Source organism: Streptomyces qinglanensis (assembly GCF_900111245.1).
In the GTDB taxonomy this organism is placed as follows: Bacteria; Actinomycetota; Actinomycetes; order Streptomycetales; family Streptomycetaceae; genus Streptomyces; species Streptomyces qinglanensis.
The window spans coordinates 1-15,435 of record NZ_FOGO01000017.1 but is presented as its reverse complement, the minus strand read 5'-3'; the positions used below and the strand labels follow the sequence as shown (position 1 = coordinate 15,435).

Annotated in this window: 14 protein-coding genes and 4 pseudogenes; 9 read left to right on the top strand and 9 right to left on the bottom strand. The window is 70.1% G+C overall.

The features are described from left to right. The first annotated feature begins 107 nt into the window (after positions 1-107). Positions 108-1,082, top strand: a complete 975-nt coding sequence (locus BMX65_RS27405; protein ID WP_075003041.1) for an SDR family NAD(P)-dependent oxidoreductase — start codon at positions 108-110, stop codon at positions 1,080-1,082. 261 nt (positions 1,083-1,343) lie between these two features. Here BMX65_RS27405 and BMX65_RS27400 read toward each other — a convergent pair whose 3' ends face one another. Both BMX65_RS27400 and BMX65_RS27395 read right to left on the bottom strand, forming a co-directional pair. After that, positions 1,344-2,057, bottom strand: coding sequence for a response regulator (locus BMX65_RS27400; protein ID WP_239502247.1), 714 nt, complete (start codon positions 2,055-2,057; stop codon positions 1,344-1,346). After that, entirely contained in the window at positions 2,054-3,331 is a 1,278-nt protein-coding gene (locus BMX65_RS27395) for a sensor histidine kinase (protein WP_075003040.1), read from the bottom strand. Before BMX65_RS27395 ends, BMX65_RS27400 begins: the two co-directional genes overlap by 4 nt. 388 nt (positions 3,332-3,719) lie before the next feature. On the opposite strand from BMX65_RS27395, the gene BMX65_RS27390 reads away from it, so the two are divergent. After that, complete coding sequence (locus tag BMX65_RS27390; protein ID WP_075003039.1) at positions 3,720-4,283, top strand: GlcG/HbpS family heme-binding protein; 564 nt, start codon at positions 3,720-3,722, stop codon at positions 4,281-4,283. Positions 4,284-4,474: 191 nt separating this feature from the next. Here the strand turns inward: BMX65_RS27390 and BMX65_RS32295 are convergent. Continuing rightward, positions 4,475-4,747, bottom strand: a pseudogene (locus BMX65_RS32295) (IS5/IS1182 family transposase); the annotation flags it as partial. Between the two features lie 730 nt (positions 4,748-5,477). Here BMX65_RS32295 and BMX65_RS27380 point away from each other — a divergent pair. Next, positions 5,478-6,152 (top strand): hypothetical protein, encoded by a 675-nt coding sequence (locus tag BMX65_RS27380; RefSeq protein ID WP_075003038.1) that lies wholly within the window; start codon positions 5,478-5,480, stop codon positions 6,150-6,152. 1,098 nt (positions 6,153-7,250) lie between these two features. Here BMX65_RS27380 and BMX65_RS27370 read toward each other — a convergent pair. Next, positions 7,251-7,895, bottom strand: a complete 645-nt coding sequence (locus BMX65_RS27370) for a TMEM175 family protein (RefSeq protein ID WP_162637697.1) — start codon at positions 7,893-7,895, stop codon at positions 7,251-7,253. Between the two features lie 573 nt (positions 7,896-8,468). On the opposite strand from BMX65_RS27370, the gene BMX65_RS27365 reads away from it, so the two are divergent. After that, complete coding sequence (locus BMX65_RS27365; protein ID WP_143081894.1) at positions 8,469-9,296, top strand: hypothetical protein; 828 nt, start codon at positions 8,469-8,471, stop codon at positions 9,294-9,296. On the opposite strand, the gene BMX65_RS34370 is transcribed toward BMX65_RS27365, so the two are convergent. The 4 genes from BMX65_RS34370 to BMX65_RS27345 form a co-directional block, all read right to left on the bottom strand. Continuing rightward, positions 9,260-9,742, bottom strand: coding sequence for a transposase (locus tag BMX65_RS34370; RefSeq protein WP_420856786.1), 483 nt, complete (start codon positions 9,740-9,742; stop codon positions 9,260-9,262). The two genes, BMX65_RS27365 and BMX65_RS34370, sit on opposite strands and share 37 nt — an antisense overlap. Positions 9,743-9,928: 186 nt before the next feature. Continuing rightward, positions 9,929-10,657, bottom strand: a complete 729-nt coding sequence (locus BMX65_RS27355) for a hypothetical protein (protein WP_075003036.1) — start codon at positions 10,655-10,657, stop codon at positions 9,929-9,931. Further along, complete coding sequence (locus tag BMX65_RS27350; protein WP_075003035.1) at positions 10,654-11,250, bottom strand: RNA polymerase sigma factor; 597 nt, start codon at positions 11,248-11,250, stop codon at positions 10,654-10,656. The genes BMX65_RS27355 and BMX65_RS27350 overlap by 4 nt, the downstream gene beginning before the upstream one ends. A gap of 127 nt (positions 11,251-11,377) precedes the next feature. Further along, positions 11,378-11,902 carry a MarR family winged helix-turn-helix transcriptional regulator gene (locus tag BMX65_RS27345; protein ID WP_075003159.1) on the bottom strand — a complete coding sequence of 175 codons (525 nt, stop codon included), beginning with the start codon at positions 11,900-11,902 and terminating at the stop codon, positions 11,378-11,380. Positions 11,903-11,942: 40 nt separating this feature from the next. Between BMX65_RS27345 and BMX65_RS27340 the strand changes: the two genes are divergently transcribed. Together BMX65_RS27340 and BMX65_RS33070 are read left to right on the top strand one after the other, a co-directional pair. Next, entirely contained in the window at positions 11,943-12,926 is a 984-nt protein-coding gene (locus tag BMX65_RS27340) for a DMT family transporter (protein ID WP_075003034.1), read from the top strand. Positions 12,927-13,495: 569 nt separating this feature from the next. Beyond that, positions 13,496-13,843, top strand: a complete 348-nt coding sequence (locus BMX65_RS33070) for a hypothetical protein (RefSeq protein ID WP_075003033.1) — start codon at positions 13,496-13,498, stop codon at positions 13,841-13,843. Positions 13,844-13,897: 54 nt separating this feature from the next. On the opposite strand, the pseudogene BMX65_RS33765 reads toward BMX65_RS33070, so the two are convergent. Next, positions 13,898-14,298: pseudogene (locus tag BMX65_RS33765) on the bottom strand (transposase family protein); the annotation flags it as partial. Between the two features lie 97 nt (positions 14,299-14,395). Here BMX65_RS33765 and BMX65_RS27320 point away from each other — a divergent pair. The 3 genes and pseudogenes from BMX65_RS27320 to BMX65_RS27315 all read left to right on the top strand — a co-directional run. Continuing rightward, positions 14,396-14,590 carry a hypothetical protein gene (locus BMX65_RS27320; RefSeq protein WP_143081893.1) on the top strand — a complete coding sequence of 65 codons (195 nt, stop codon included), beginning with the start codon at positions 14,396-14,398 and terminating at the stop codon, positions 14,588-14,590. A gap of 20 nt (positions 14,591-14,610) precedes the next feature. Further along, positions 14,611-14,851 (top strand): annotated as a pseudogene (locus tag BMX65_RS33760) (IS3 family transposase); the annotation flags it as partial. A 165-nt stretch (positions 14,852-15,016) separates the two neighbouring features. Further along, positions 15,017-15,435: pseudogene (locus tag BMX65_RS27315) on the top strand (hypothetical protein); the annotation flags it as partial.

Below are 15,435 nucleotides of genomic sequence, written 5' to 3'. Positions count from 1 at the left end.
CGAGGTGTCGGTGGCCCCTGGAACCGTGGATGTCGCGTCGCCCGGCAGCCGGCAGCCGGCCGCCGCAGCAGCAGTCGCCCGTCCGGAAACAAGGGAGCCCCCCCGCCATGCCGTCCGCAGCCTCCACCCCGCCTTGGAACGTCCATCGGCTCCCGCGCGCCGACGGCAGCGTCTTCCTGGTCACCGGCGGCAACGCCGGCATCGGGTACTTCGTCGCGGAGCAACTGTCGGCCACCGGGGCGACCGTCGTACTGGGCAGCCGGAACCCGGCGAAGGCCGAAGCCGCCATGGCCTCGATACGTGCACGGGTCGCCGACGCACGGGTGCGGGCGGTGCTGCTCGACCTCGCGGACCTCCCGTCGCTGCCGTCAGCGGTGGACTCGCTGGGAGTGGAGCGGCTCGACGCGGTGGTCCACAACGCCGGTGTCGCGCTTGACGATCCCCCGCGCAGCACGACAACGGCCGGTCACGAGCTCATGTTCGGCACGAACCACCTGGGACACTTCGCGTTGACCCACTGGCTGATGCCACTGCTGTCGGCCGCGCCGTCGGCCCGCGTGGTGACCGTGGGCAGCTTCGCCGCCAAGTCGGAGCGGCTCGACCTGGACGACCTGCAGTCCCGGGCGGACTATCGGCCCAAGCGCACCTATGGACGGTCCAAGCTGGCGCAGATGTACTTCGGTCTCGAACTCGACCGCCGCCTGCGCGCTGCCGACAGCACGGTGGAGAGCGTGGTCGTCCATCCCGGCGGAGCACTGGACTCCCTCACCCCGGCACGGCCGCCGGTCCACATGCGGACCACGGGCGCACGACTGCGCGCGGCACCCGCGGCCCTCCTCGTCCAGGGCAAGCACGCCGGTGCGTGGCCCGCCGTCAGGGGAGTGCTGGACCCGGGCGTGCGCGGAGGCCGGATATGGGGGCCGCGCGTCTTCGGCCTGCGCGGCGAGCCGCGGAGCGAACAGGTGTGGAACCACCTCTCCGACACCTCGGTGGCGGCCCGGCTGTGGGACGCGAGCTGCGACCTGACCGGCGTCGACCCCGCTGCCCTCATCGCCGGAGGTACCCGTTCACGGGCGCGCTGACGAAAAGCGGCCCGGGACCTGCTCGACCGCACTGTCCGGAGCCGGGACTCCGGCAACCGACGGCCACCGGCCGTCCACACCCCGGGCGACGGGCCCGCGCCCCGTCCGGCACCGTCCGTCGCGAGACGCGGCACAGCAGCCCGCCCCTCGCGCAGCCGCCGACGAGTCCGCAGGACACAGCGCCGGACCTCCCCCTGCTCTTCGCCCGCCCCCGGCGCGGACAGCGGAACGTCGCCGATCCTGGCGTGCACAGCCGCGGGCCTACGACAGAAGACGCCGCTCCTTGGCGACGGCGACGGCACCTGCGCGGGTGTCGACACCGAGCTTGTCGTAGATGCGGCCCAGATGGGTCTTGACCGTGGCCTCGCTGACGAAGAGAGCCCGCGCGATGTCCCGGTTGGACAAGCCGCGGGAGAGCTGGCCGAGGATGTCGCGCTCCCGGTCGGTGAGGGTGGGCCGCGGGTTGCGCAGACGGGCCATGACGCGGTGGGCCACCGGCGCCGACAGTGCGGTACGGCCGACGGCGGCGCTGCGAATGGCGGCGAAGAGCTCATCGGGACGTTCGGCCTTCAACAGGTAGCCGGTCGCGCCGGCCTCGATGGCCCGGGTGATGTCGGCGTCCGTGTCGTAGGTGGTGAGAACCAGGACATGCACCCGGCCTCCGGACTCGGCTGTGATCCGGCGGGTCGCCTCCGTACCGTCCATGTCCTCGCCCAGTTGGAGATCCATCAGGACCACATCGGGGGCCAGCCGGGCGGCGAGCGCGACAGCTTCCGGGCCGCTGCCCGCCTCGCCGACGACCTCGATGCCGGGCGCGCTCCCGAGCAGGGCGAGCAGCCCCGCGCGGACAACGGCGTGATCGTCGCACAGGACGAGCCGGACCGGTGCCGAGGACGCATCGGGGCCGCCGTCGCCGGGCGGGTCGGTTCCGGCGGGTGCGGAGGATGCCGCATCGTCGCGGTGAGCGCGGTTCATGGGGTGTCGGCTTTCGCGGAGGCGGGGTGGAGCGGAACGGAGACGGAGACGACGGTGCCGTCACCGGGCGCGGACTCGACGGTGAGCGCACCGCCCACCTGCCGGACCCGGGCCCGGATCGCCGGCAGACCGTGGCCGCGGGCGTGCTGCCAGGGCCCGTGCGACGCCGCGGTGTCGAAGCCGCGGCCGTTGTCGGCGATGTCCAGGCGCACCTGGTCGCCGAGATGGGAGAGCGTGAGAGCGGCACGTGAGGCGCCGGAGTGCTCCCGCACGTTCGCCAGGGCGCCCTGCGCGATGCGCAGCAGCGCGGACTGGACGTGCCCGGGCAGCGCAGGAGCGCCGACGGCGTCGTCGACACGGCAGTGGACGGACCGCTCGGCAGTCGACTCGCGGGAGGCGAGCCGCTGCAGGGCGGCCTCCAGACCGCCGCCCTCGGCCAGGTCGGCGGGCGCCAGATCGTGGACGAAGCGACGCGCCTCGGCCAGACTCCGCTCGGCGATCGAGGTCGCGGCGCGGACGTGGGCGCGTGCCTGCCGCGGGTCGGCGTCCCACAACCGGTCGGCGGCCTGCAGAAGCATCTGCTGGCTGGAGAGACCTTGGGCGAGGCTGTCGTGGATCTCCACGGCCAACCGCTGGCGCTCGGCGAGCGTGCCCGCGCGCCGCTCGGTCGCGGCCAGCTCGCGATGCGTGCGGGCCAGGTCGTGGATCAGCACGGCCTGCCGGGCGGACTGGCGGTCCATGGAGGTGAAGACCGCGAGGGCCAGGGCGGCCACCGCGGGCGGGCCCACCACCAGGTCCAGGTCGAAGCGTGCTGCCAGCCGCAGTTGGGCGAGGACCACGAAGCCGGTGAAGAACGCCACCAGCCCGTACGCGGCCGGCGGCGGCAGCGTACGCAGCGCGGTGTAGAACAGCGGAACCGCACACCACGAGAAGCTCGGTGCCAGAGCCACCAGCGCGGCCCAGACCACGACCAGCACACCCAGCCACAGCAGGTGCCGCGCCGAGGGGCGCCGGACGGCGTCCGGGGGCGCGCCGACCGCTGCGGGCGGGCCGGTCGCCGGAAGCCGGCCGAGAGCCGGGCCGAAACCGTAGAGCAGAGCCAGCGCTCCGGCCAGGGCGAGCACCGGAAGGGCGGCGCCGTGCCGCTGCACGTACCGCACCAGCGCGGCTCCCAGCAGCAGGAAGAAGGTCAGGTGGATCACCAGCGCCAGCCACCGGCGGTCACGCCCGGCAGCCGGTGCGCCGCCGGGGGCCGACGGTCTGCTCCGGGCCACGTCCCTGCTCCTCACCTTGCACGACGGGTCCTCAGCGGCCGACCGCCGGTCGGGCACTCCTCGTGTCCGCCCACCGGTGAGGCAGCTGAGCTGCACAAACGACTCCATTGTCACCCTGCGCCGAGCCCCTGCGGGTCAACCGATCGGATGACCACGCCGTCGGCCGTCGTATCCCCGCGGACCAGCCGGTACGCCGACGCCCGCGCCCCGTCCGCGCCGGAGGGTGGAGACACGGCACCGGACCCGAGGCCCGGTGCGGGACACGAGGCGGACCCGGCCGAGCACAGAGCACGGAGTGCCGCGGCCGGGCCGGGCCCGCGAAACCCGTACTGCCCCCCGGGCGGACTGCCCGAGACACCCGACGACGAGACAACCGGAGTTCCCAGGCATGCAGCACAAGGCCAAGAAGTTCCTCACCCCCGCCAAGGTCGTCTCCTGCGCCGCGGGCCTCGCCCTGGTCGGCGCCGGCACATTCGGCGCGCTCTCCGCCTCGGCCCAGGCCCCGTCGGCCGACGCGGCCGCCGCCGTGCCGAAGGCGAAGACCACCACCACCCGGCACCTGACCGCCGATGCCGCCACCGACGCGGCGCGATCCGCACTGGCGGCCGCCGAGAAGGAGGGCCGACAGGTGACCGTCGCGGTGGTCGACCGCAACGGCAACACGCTCGTCACCCTCCGCGGCGACGGCGCGGGTCCGCAGTCCTACGAGTCGGCGGTCGAGAAGGCGTACACCGCGGTCTCCTGGAACGCCCCCACCTCGAAGCTGACCGAACGGCTGGAGTCCGCCCCGAACCTGAAGGACATCCCCGGCACACTGTTTCTGCCGGGTGGGGTGCCGGTGACGCACCGGGGCACGCCGATCGCCGGTATCGGCGTGGCGGGTGCGCCCTCCGGGGAACTGGACGAGAAGTTCGCCCGGGCCGGTCTCGCCGGAGTCGGCGCACACCGCTGACCCGTCCCGTGCACCGGGCATCGCCGACCGCGCGGGAGGAGATCCTGCCGCGCGCCGGGCGGGTGGCTCCGTCGATTTTCAGGAACAGCGTCTGACGTCCGGTTCCGGAGGCGGTTGGTGATCAACTGGCTCACGGGTCTCGATGAGAAACGACGGCACTGTCGTGCCCGCGAAGGGGGGCTGCCGGCCGCTCGTGGGCCGGCAGCCCCTCACCGGCGAGGTGGCTCTTGCAGGTCAGACCGCCCCGGGACCGTCCGAGTCCTTCGTCGGGGTGGTGGTGCCGGGGCGTTCTCCTTTTTTCGGATGCGTGGCTTCTTCTTTCGGGCCCCGGCCCTGTGCTGCTGAGCACGGCAGGACGTCGAATCGACGCCGACCATGCTCCAGTCGATCCGGCCCGCGAGGTCGGCGTCCGCCGGGACGGCACGCAGAATCCGGTCCCACGTACCGTCCGCCGACCAACGCCGGCCCCACTCGGCATTCGTCAGATCACCCCGCCCCATGCCGGGAACAACGAGCCAGGCAAGCCGACGGTCACATGATCCGCCGGACAGTGCCCAGTACTCGATGAAGCCGAGCGGGCGTGCGGCCATGCGGCAGGTACGGACCGTGTGAGGGCGGACTTCGGGAGCCGGGCCGTGGCAGGTGGGTGACGGCGCTTCTCCCCCGAGGGCTGGGGCAGAAGCGCCGTCGAGCCGTCCGGCGGAGTGTGCTCCTCCCGGGGCCCGTACTGCCGTCGCGCACGGGCCCGAGCCGACGGGGTGCATGTGCGCGTGCTGGCTGCGTCGCTCACCGAGGGGAACAGCCGCCTGCGCACTGCCTACGGTCAGCACGATGCGCTTGGCGCCGAAGCGGCCTGGAAAGGTCTCTCCTCCCCGTCGCTCTTGTGCAGCTTGAGCCAGCCGTCCCCGAGAACGCCGGGGCGGTGTACCCGGCGGCCCACACAGCCCTGACAGACACCAAAGGCAGGGCACTGCTGCCTGTTGCCAGCAGACAGCCGACTCCCACAACCGGTTCCCGAGGCCGAGGTGTCCACTATTCGGGCACAAGAGTTCCACAGCTGTACGTGCATCAACTGACGCTGCAAGTATGTCGGTTGCGGCAACGCGCTGCCGCAGCAGGCGGTAATACGCGGCGACTCTTCAGTCGCTCTGCCCGTAATCACCGGCCCCCCATGTACAGCGAAAGGACGCACGTATGGCGAACAATCGCAGGAGACGGCACACCGGACGGATGCTGGCGCTTTCAGCGGCCGCCCTGGGCGTGGTCGCGGCGGCTGCAGCACCGGCCTCGGCCGAGGAGCAGCCCACCCGGACACAGCTCATAGCCGATTGCGACTCGGGCGCAGGAAAGTGCACATTCAACGAACCCAAGTTGGGCGAGGCATACCTGGGAAGCTTCCATCAGGTCTCCGACTCGCTCTACAACTGCACCACCTCGCCTGCCACTCAGTCGATGACGTGGTCCGACACGGTAGGATCCACCGACTCGGCGGGCGTTTCCGTGACCGCCGGCGGCAAGATCGCAGGCATCATCGACCTCAGCGTGACGGCGACCTACAGCCACACCTGGTCCAGCACGCACTCGGAGAGCAGCTCCGTCAACATGACGGTGCGGCCGGGCGAGGTCGGCTGGATCTCCCGGGCGCAGGTGATGCAGAAGGTCTCCGGCACGTGGCAGACCCACTACGACGACCCGAAGTGGGGCCACTACTACTGGTTCGTGCCCGACGTCATCACAGGCCCGGCCCCGAACGGAACGGACGGCCAGAGCAATGCGGTGGTCGTCAAGACCCGGAAGATGACTGACGAGGAGAAGCAGTCATGCTCCAGCCGTTCCGGCGAGGCCAGGACATTCGTCGCCGAACGCTGATCCGCTGACCGTTTCCCCGGCTGCCTCGCGATGCTCCCCGATACCGTTTTCGCGGTCCTGCAATGTGCTCGCTGCCTCGGAACTCCGGCATGGCTTGTCCCGTCGGGCTGACGGCAATTGCCGTTGCTCTTCGGTTGTCGGCCAGGCCGTGCGCCGGTATGCGGGCCGGAGCGGTTGAGACCGGGTGCTCTGGATCCCGGATGAGACGGGCTCCGAAGAGGCGGGCCGGGGTGCGACGGACCGTACGGCGGGCATCCGACGGGGCCCAGCGGGTCAGCAACCTCGGCAGGGCCCAGGACCGGAGTACTCCGGACCTGGGCCCTGCACCGCCCCGCTGGGACTCCGAGGGGCGTGCCCCGAACGCGGCGAGCCTGCACCGAACATCACCGTGCCCGAGCTGGAACCACTGGCCGAGCCCACCGGCCTGGCGGCCGTCGAGGACGAGGTCGCACACCGATGGGGCGTCCTGGACCTCCTGAACAGGCTCTCGCACCTCTCCAGGTACTCGGTCAGCCCTCGGGCGCAGGTGTCGATCGTCCGGGGAGCACGACTCAGGTCGCTCCACACCTGCAACCACCCGGCGGCCTGCTCGTGCCTGCCGAGCACCGGCCACTCCTCGTGGAGGACAGGGGCAGCGCGAACACCGTGCTTCACTACGGCAAGGACGGGGGCGCTCACCGGTCCGGACAAGGAACACGCCGAGACCTCGATGCTCGCGCTCCATCTGCTCCAGTCCGCACTCGTGCACGTCGATGCGCTGCTGCATGTGTCACCGGCGGGTCGATGCTGTCCATTGTGAGAGTCAGTCGGCCGGTACCGGCCGTGGCGAGCATCCCGGCCTCCTTGGTGGCGGACCGGCAGGCGAGGCGACGGAGGTCCGTCCGCGGGCGGCGGGTGCAACGGGCCGAGCGTGCCCGGGTCCGTGCGGGCACGCCGGATGCGCCCCGCCTCGCCCGCGAGCAGCACCCGTCGGGGCAAGGTTTCCACTGTGATGCGCGCAGCGCAGCCAAGCCGCCGCCGTCGATGGCGAGCCATGCAGTGACGGCCATGGCAGTGACGAGCCAGGGCACGGCGGTTGTCACCGGAGCAAGGCTGTCGTCACCGAGAGACTCCCAGCTCCCGCCACGCCCGGTCGAGCCTCCGCCCGGTGACGGCTTTGACGGGGATCAGGCAGGCCCACAGCCACATCGCCCCGGCGGGGGAGAGGTACGCGACCGGTACCGAGGCGGTGAAGATCACCACACCGGGGACCGTGTCCGTGACCGAAGCTCGGCGAACCTCTTCGGCCCCCGGCTGCCGACGCACTCCCTCCCGGCTCCACACGACGTGCCACAGCACTATCAGCACCGCCTCTGTGGCTGCCACGTTGGCCGAGTACAAGGCGACGGCCGAGGAGTGTCCGCTGTAGTCCGACAGGAGAGAGGTCGGAAACGGCAGCAGCGCCACCAGCGCGAGTCCGAGCAGAGTGAGATTCATTTCCACCGGACCGACCCACTGCGTGGTGCGGAAGATCCGTTGGTGCTCACGCCAGAACACAGCGATGATCACAAAGCTGAGGAAGTACGCCCACAGCTGGGTCATGGTCTCCTGCAGCGCCTTGTCGTACTCCCGGGCATCCAGGTCGTCGGGGACCGAGATGTCGAGGACGAGCAGCGTCAGCGCGATGGCGAACACACCATCGGAGAGCGTCAGCAGCCGCTGGGCGCCGTTCCCGGTGCCGGCAACGGGGTTCTCCTCGTTCACCCGGAGCACCCTACTGAGCTGAACCGTCCGGGGCTTTGACACCACACGGGCAGCGTGACGAATCCGTCGCCGACGAAGCCGCGCCTCCCGAGGCCGCCAGCCGTCTCCGAAGGAGGACCCCCCGCATCGACAGGTGCCGACCGGAGTGCGGGGCGTAGCCGTACTCACCCGGTCCGATGAGTACGGGCCCGCTGCCGTGACCGAGCCGACTCAAGGCAGCGGTCGTCCCCTTCACGTCGGAGCAGGCGAGTCAGGTCACTTCGTCCGCACGACCTTGATGACCGTCCAGTCGGCGTCGACACAACCTCCCCGAGGTCCGGGGGCACTGTCACAGGACCTTGGGCCGTCGAGTCGCTGAAGCGCTGGGCAACGGCGAGAACACGTCGGACGGAGCCGAGCGGCCGACGGGACGTCAGGTACAGTCCCGATCGGGCTCACGTTCGAGTCTCAGAGATCCGATGGATCACCTTGATCCGTCCCGTGCATGCGCTGTTGTTCGACCCCGAGGCGCGGTCCGTCGGGGTGTGCGGCGTTTCGCGGTGTTGTATGGCGTAGAACTCGGGGGAGCACCAGGTGAGCAGGACCGGACTGCGCCGCGGCAGCGCAGGACCCATCGCCGCGGTGTACGCGGCTCTCCGCGTCGGCCTGGGGAGCGTGCGCCCCGAACTCGACGAACGCACACACGACGCGGTCATCGCCCGGATGCAGCTCGGGCGGACGCTGTTGGGCATGGCTGCGGCGGCCTGGCTGGTCCTGGCCTACCCGCTGAGTGATGGCCGGGAGGAGTTCATCCTCGGCAAGCTCCTCGAAATCGCCATCTCCTGCGGTGTTCTGCTGGTCGGAAGCACGGTCGGCATCACGGCCTTTCTCCTTGCGGGAACCCAGGATCGGCGCCGCCACTTCACCCGGCGTCTGTTGGGGCCACTGAAGTCCATGCTGGCGCTCGCTGCGGGCCCGGCAGTGTTCTGGCTGTCCGTGACGACGCTCAAGGGTGACCTGGTCGGCGAGCCGGAATTGGTTGCCTTCTTTTCCTCGATCACCGGTCCCGGGATCATCTGTTCCTTGCTGAGCCTGCTGGTCCTTGTCCTCGGGGCACTCGTCGCCGTGGTCCTGCTGATCGTCTCGTCCCTCTACACGATCGTTGCGGCCTACAGCTGCGTCAGCTCATGCTTCCGCGCTGCGGAGGTCCACCAGCTGCTCCCGGCGCTGCTCTCACCTTTGCTGGTCTGGTCGCTCTTCGTCTTCCAGGTCTTCGACGGCCCCGATGTCGCCGCGCCTTGGGAGGTGCTGTACGCATTTCTCCTCGGCGGCCCGCTGACGGTGACCGCATTGTCAGTCTGGGAGGTACGGCGCCTGCGCAGCCGCTACGGCATAACCCTGCGTACCGCGCTGGGTCGCTGAGCATGGTGGACCACCTTCACCAGACGGTCGACCATGCTCTGCCACGGGGTGCTGTCCTGGTGTTTCACTACTTCGGCCCCTTTGACGGGTGCCGGCCGGTGACGCGGTCCGAACGCCGACCGTGTGCTGATGGGCGCGCACGACGGTGGAATCGAGCGCGATGTCCCGGTCGATCTCGGCTGCCGCGTCGGCCCCGGCCTGACCTGCTGGAGCAGGCGTTCCCCTGTCCCGTCGGCCGACCACAGCCGGTGGCGTTCATGGACGGTCGTCCACGGCCCGAACGGTTCGGGCCGGTCCCGCCACTGCACGCCGGTCCGTACCCGGTGCAGAATCCCCTCGGTCACCGGCTGATGGTCCCGCCACCTGCCACAACGTCGTCGGCCGGCTCGGACAGGGCATCCGAACGAGCGGTGAACCAGGAGGAGAGCTCGCTCCGGCGGTGTCACGGTGCGGTAGGGGGTAGGGGGCCTGCCGCAACACGGTGCGGCAGGCCCCCTACCGGCCTTGTAGCTGGACGTGGTCCTCGGGCGGAGCACATGTCCGGCCGGGGCCGCTGCTGTCGGACCGCGGTGACCGAACCGCGTGGTCAGGTACGGCGCATCGTCCGCCGGCGGGGCGTGTTGCAGGCCCCGTCAGGTGATGTTCGTCTGTGCCCTCTTGTCGGTGTTCGGCGGTGTGGGGGTCTCAGGGGCCTTCACCCGTTCGCACGTGGAGGCGGTGCCCTTGATGCCGCCGACGGCGAGGGACCGAGGTGACGTGCCGCTGTGGGAGTCAGCGTCCTCGAAGACGAAGGCATGGGATGTGCTGCTGTGGGACTCGGAGTTCTCGAAGAGCAGCGTGTCGCCCTCCTCGAGGGTGATCTTGAAGTGGCCCTTCTGCGCCACTGAACGGCTCCCGTCCTGCGACCCCGCGGCCTTCACGGGCTTGCCCTCCGGGACGAATGTCCAGTCGATGGCCTCGCCGCGCGGTTCCCGGCAGCGGTAGCCGGGAGGAAGCACGTCGATGCTGACTGTTATCCCGTACTCGCGCAGCTTGTCGGCCAGTTCCTGCTGTGCTTGGCGGTCGGGCTTGATCTCCCCCATCGTGACGCTGACCCTGCTGTCGTCGATACGCTCCAGAGCGTACGCCGGTGAGTCGGCCGGAGAACCCGGCGTGAGGACCACGGCGGCCGCCGCTGCTGAGCAGGCCATCCCGGCTCCTGCGACACGCAGGGGTGTGAACAGGCGGCGGTCCGGCCCCGTCGGCCTCGTGCGCTGCTCCCGCGCCTGGGGTGCCTCCCGGACGGCCAACGCCTCCCGCTTCCCGATCTCGTCCTTGAGCTCGGAGAGCAGCCTGTCCTGGAACGTCGTCTTCGTGCTCATGCCTTCTCCCCAACTTTCTGTGTCACCACGGAGACACGGGTCTGCAGCCTGCTCTCGGTCATGTCGTCACGCAGCGCCTTGCGGGCTCGGTGCAGGCGAACCCGGGCGGTCACCTGGCGGATGCCGAGCGAGGCTGCGGCCTCGCTGACGGTCAGTTGGTCGACCGCGATCAGTTCCAGTACGGCGCGTTCTCCTTCCGGCAGTCGCTTCATGGCGTCCAGCGCACGCCGGCCCGGGCTCTCGGCGTCCAGCTTGTCCTCGAGCCGGGCGATGTCGTCCGCGTCGAGCAGGCGCCGCCCCGAGATCCGCTGGTCGCGCGCGGTGTCCCGGGCGACTCTGCGGCGCTCCGACGAGACGACGTTGCGGGCGATCCCGTACAGCCAGGCGGTCTCGCTGCCGCGGCCGGGCCGGTAGGTGTGGGCGGAGTCCAGCACCGCGAGAAAGATCTCCGCGGTGAGGTCGGCGGCCGTGTGCGGGTCCGCGACACGTCGGGCCACGAAACGCGTCACACCCTCGACATGGCGCCGGTAGAACTGCTCGAACAGTTGTGGATCACGTGCGGCGGCAGCAGGGCCGCCCCGTATCCGTTGCACTCACTGACTCCTCTGCTCCGGTCTTGCCTCTTCTCGTTGTCACCTCGTCTGTTCTTGGGCCGGCGCACGAGAAGCGTTACGGACACAGAGGGCCGGATCGCGGCTCGGTTTCCTGGTTTCTGGTGGGTCATCTGCTGTCGGGTGGGGGTGGGTTCTCCAGGCGTGTCAGCCAGGTGGCGAGCAGTCCTTGGAGTGCCGTGGCCTCGGTGGGTGTCAGCAGGTCCAGCAGGCGGTGTTCGTTGCGGATGTGGTCGGTGAAGGCATGGTCGATCAGTTCGCGTCCCGGCTGGGTGAGGGCCACGATCCGGCCGCGCTGGTCGTCGTCGCAGCGGCGGCGGGTGACGAGTCCGGCCTGTTCCAGGCGGTCGATCCGCTTGGTCATCGCACCGGTGGTGACCATGGTGTGTGCGGCGAGTGCGCCGGGTGCGCGTTCGTAGGGTTCACCGGCGCGGCGCAGTGCGCACAGGACGTCGAACTCTCCCTCGCTGAGTCCGTGGCGTCCGTAGACCAGGCACAGTTCCTCGGTGAGGTGGCCGGCCAGGCGGTGCAGCCGGCCGATCACACCCTGGGGGGAGACATCGAGGTCGGGCCGCTCGCGGCGCCAGTCCTCCTGGATACGGGCCACGCGGTCCGGTGATTGCGGGTCGTCCATGCCCACCACAATACCTTCCCCGGAAGCTATATTGCCTTCCATGGAAAACAATGCGCGGTGGGCGGCCCTGACCGCTGTCGCACCGGTGGCCTGGGGCACCAACTACTGGGTCACCCGCGAGTTCCTGCCGCCCGACACTCCCCTCTACGGGGCAGCCTTGCGCGCACTGCCCGCCGGTCTCGTCCTACTGGGCCTGTGCAGGCAACGGCCGCGCGGTGCCTGCTGGTGGCAGTCGGCGGTGCTCGGACTGCTCAACGTGAGCGTGTTCTTCGTCCTGGTCTACGCCGCCTCCCAGCTGCTGCCGACGAGCATCGCCTCGACCGTCATGGCGCTCTCCCCCCTGGCGATGATGCTCCTCGCATGGCCCCTCCTCTCCGAGCGGCCCGGCCTCCCGCACCTGGCCGGCGCCGCGATCGGCCTCGGCGGAGTCTGCCTCATGCTGCTCACGGGAACGGCTGGAGCACGCGCATCCGGTCTCCTCGCCTCGGCCGCGGCCATGCTCGTTTCCTCCACCGGCTACATCCTGGCCAAACGCTGGAACACCGGAACCGACGTACTCGCCTCGACCGCCTGGCAGCTCATCGCCGGAGGACTGTTCCTGCTGCCGGCCGCCGCCGCAGTGGAGGGCCCTCCGCCCGCACTCTCCGCACCGGAGCTCCTCGCGTTCGGCTATGTCGCCCTGGTCGCCACCGCGCTCGCCTTCACCGCCTGGTTCACCGGGCTACGACACCTGCCTGCGGGGACGGTGGGCCTGGTCGGACTGCTCAACCCCGTCACAGGTGTGCTGCTCGGCACAGCGGTGGCCGGAGAGGTGCTGACAGCCCGGCAACTGTGCGGACTGGCACTCGTCCTGGTCGGAGTCGTCCTGGGACGGCCCGCACGCGCCGGGCGGCGCGGTGCCGGTCCAGCTCCTCTCCGGCCTGCACCCGGCAAGCCCCCGCCGCGAGCCCTCCATCTGCAACCCCCCGTGCGGATCGGGGAAGAGGAGCAGAAAGCGGCCCCGAGGGCCTGCCAGGATGAATGAGCCGACGAGACGGGGCGCCGCCGTCACGGATCAACATGTTCCCCAGCCCGAGGCGACGCGGCGATGCCTGCCCGGCGGACCCTCGGCCGGCGCTGCCGGGCACACCATCTGCTGCCGCCGGGCACGAGCAGGCTGTGACGTCAGCGAGGGCCTCCGCCGAGAAGCGTGAGCGGCACCGGACTTTCATCCTGCTTCTCGTGCCGCGGGTCTGCTCAGGCGGCTCGGCAGGCGAGCGGGACGCCCGGGCCGTCGACGGACAGGCTGCCCGAGCGCCGGGAGGCGCGGCCGGGGCGCGCCCGAGCAGAAAGCGGAGCGCGGTTCTCGCGGTTCCGCACCTGAGGGCGAAGACCGTCACCTCGCCCGCGCGGGCCTGCTGCTGCTCGCGCTCCGGGAGACCGTGGAGCACCGTCAGCGGTGAGGAGCGCGCACGGCGGTGAAGAGGAATCCTGCGAAGCGGGCGGGTGAGGACGGTCGCTGGAGATGCCCAGCCTGCCCCAGGGGCTGCCCGAGGGGTCAGGCCACAGCGTGCGAAGATCTATTGGCTGAGCGACGGTTTTTTTGGGGGGAACATGCCGCAGCGTGACGACGACGAGCCGGTCTTCAAGAAGAGCAACTGGGGTACGAGCCGGTATGTCTACAACCCCGACAATCCCGTAGGGCTGGCCCTGACCATCTTGAGTGTCGTCTTGGCGCTCGTGACGATATTCATGATGAATGAGCGGAAGGGCCCCTTCGCGGTCCCCGAGGAGCCGTCCTGGAGCCCGTCGATCGACGACGACCCCGTCTATCCGTGGGAAAAGGGCGATGAGACGACGCCCTCCGAGACCCCAGAACCTTCCGTCGACGCAAAGCCTTCCGGAAGCGCTGCGCAGCCCCCGGGCCGAACCGTGCCCTCCGGCATGTCCGGCGGCTCATGAGCGGAGCCAGAGCCGGATCGCTGCGACGGTGACCGTGCTCTGGAAGACAGAGGCTCACTTGTTGAACCGTGCCGCGACGGAGCGGAAGCCCTTGAGAGCGTTCACGCTGCGCTCGACTTCGTTCCTGCGGGCGTACCGGTCCCGCTGGAAACCGGTGGGTGTGCCCCAGGGCCACGGTGTCGGCGGTGGGCCTGTTGGTCCCGGCGCTCGGGGGTCGTGTGCCGGATATGCCTGCGTCCAGGTGATGGCGGTTTCGGTGGGAACTGTACGCCTTGTCCCCGCAGAGGTGATCCGGGCGCGTCCTCGGGTGCCCAAAGGCTGGCCGCGGGACACGGATGTGCTCCAGAACCGCGATGAGGGCGTCGCCCCACTGTCCCGGTGTGATCAGGCCGGCCAGGCCGACAGCCGCCTTCCGGATGTAGCCGTGCCAGTTCCCTGCCCCCAAGAGTTTCGTGACGACGTCGTCCGTGTGGCCCGCAACCGTGAGAAGGGCGTGCCCCTCGCGCAGATCGAGAAGGACTTCGGCGTCACGGGATGACACTGTCGAAGAGGATGCGCCGAGCAAGGGTCGAGGACGGCGAGGAGCCCGGCGTCACCGGGTCGGAGTCGGCGGAGAATCGCGAGCCGATGGAGCGGGTCCGGCTGCTGGAGCAGGAGAACGAGGTCCTGCGCCGTGCGGCGGCGTATCTGTCGCAGGCGATCCTGCCGTCAAGAGGTTCTACCCCGCTCGTGAGGGAGTGCCGCTGACAAGATTCCTTCCGATCGCGGCGCGGTTTGGGTCGACGAAGTGCGTCCACGCTCTGCCCGCCATGGCCTGACCGGATCCATGGGAGGAGTCGGCGCTGCCGGTGGCAACGCCGCGACGGATCCTTCTTCGCACTCCTGCGGAACAACATCCGCGACCGCCGCCGCCTGTGCACTGCCCGGCAGGACCTCCGCACTGCGATCGTCACCTGGATCGAGCGGACCTACCACCGGCGCCGCCGGCAACTCCGACTGGGCCGCTTGCCCCATCGAGTACGCGACCACAATGCAGACCACCGCCCCTCCAGGACCCTCGGCCGCCGAGTCTCTGAAGCGCAGCGTAACGGCGAGAACAGGGGACGGAGCCGAGAAGTCGGCGGGGCGTCAGGTACAGTCGCAACGGGCTCACGTTCGAGCCTCGGAGGTCCGATGGATCACCTTGATATAACCCGTGTATATGACCTGGTCGGCGAGCCGGAATTGGTTGCCTTCTTTTCCTCGATCACCGGTCCCGGGATCATCTGTTCCTTGCTGAGCCTGCTGGTCCTTGTCCTCGGGGCACTCGTCGCCGTGGTCCTGCTGATCGTCTCGTCCCTCTACACGATCGTTGCGGCCTACAGCTGCGTCAGCTCATGCTTCCGCGCTGCGGAGGTCCACCAGCTGCTCCCGGCGCTGCTCTCACCTTTGCTGGTCTGGTCGCTCTTCGTCTTCCAGGTCTTCGACGGCCCCGATGTCGCCGCGCCTTGGGAGGTGCTGTACGCATTTCTCCTCGGCGGCCCGCTGACGGTGACCGCATTGTCAGTCTGGGAGGTACGGCGCCTGCGCAGCCGCTACGGCATAACCCTGCG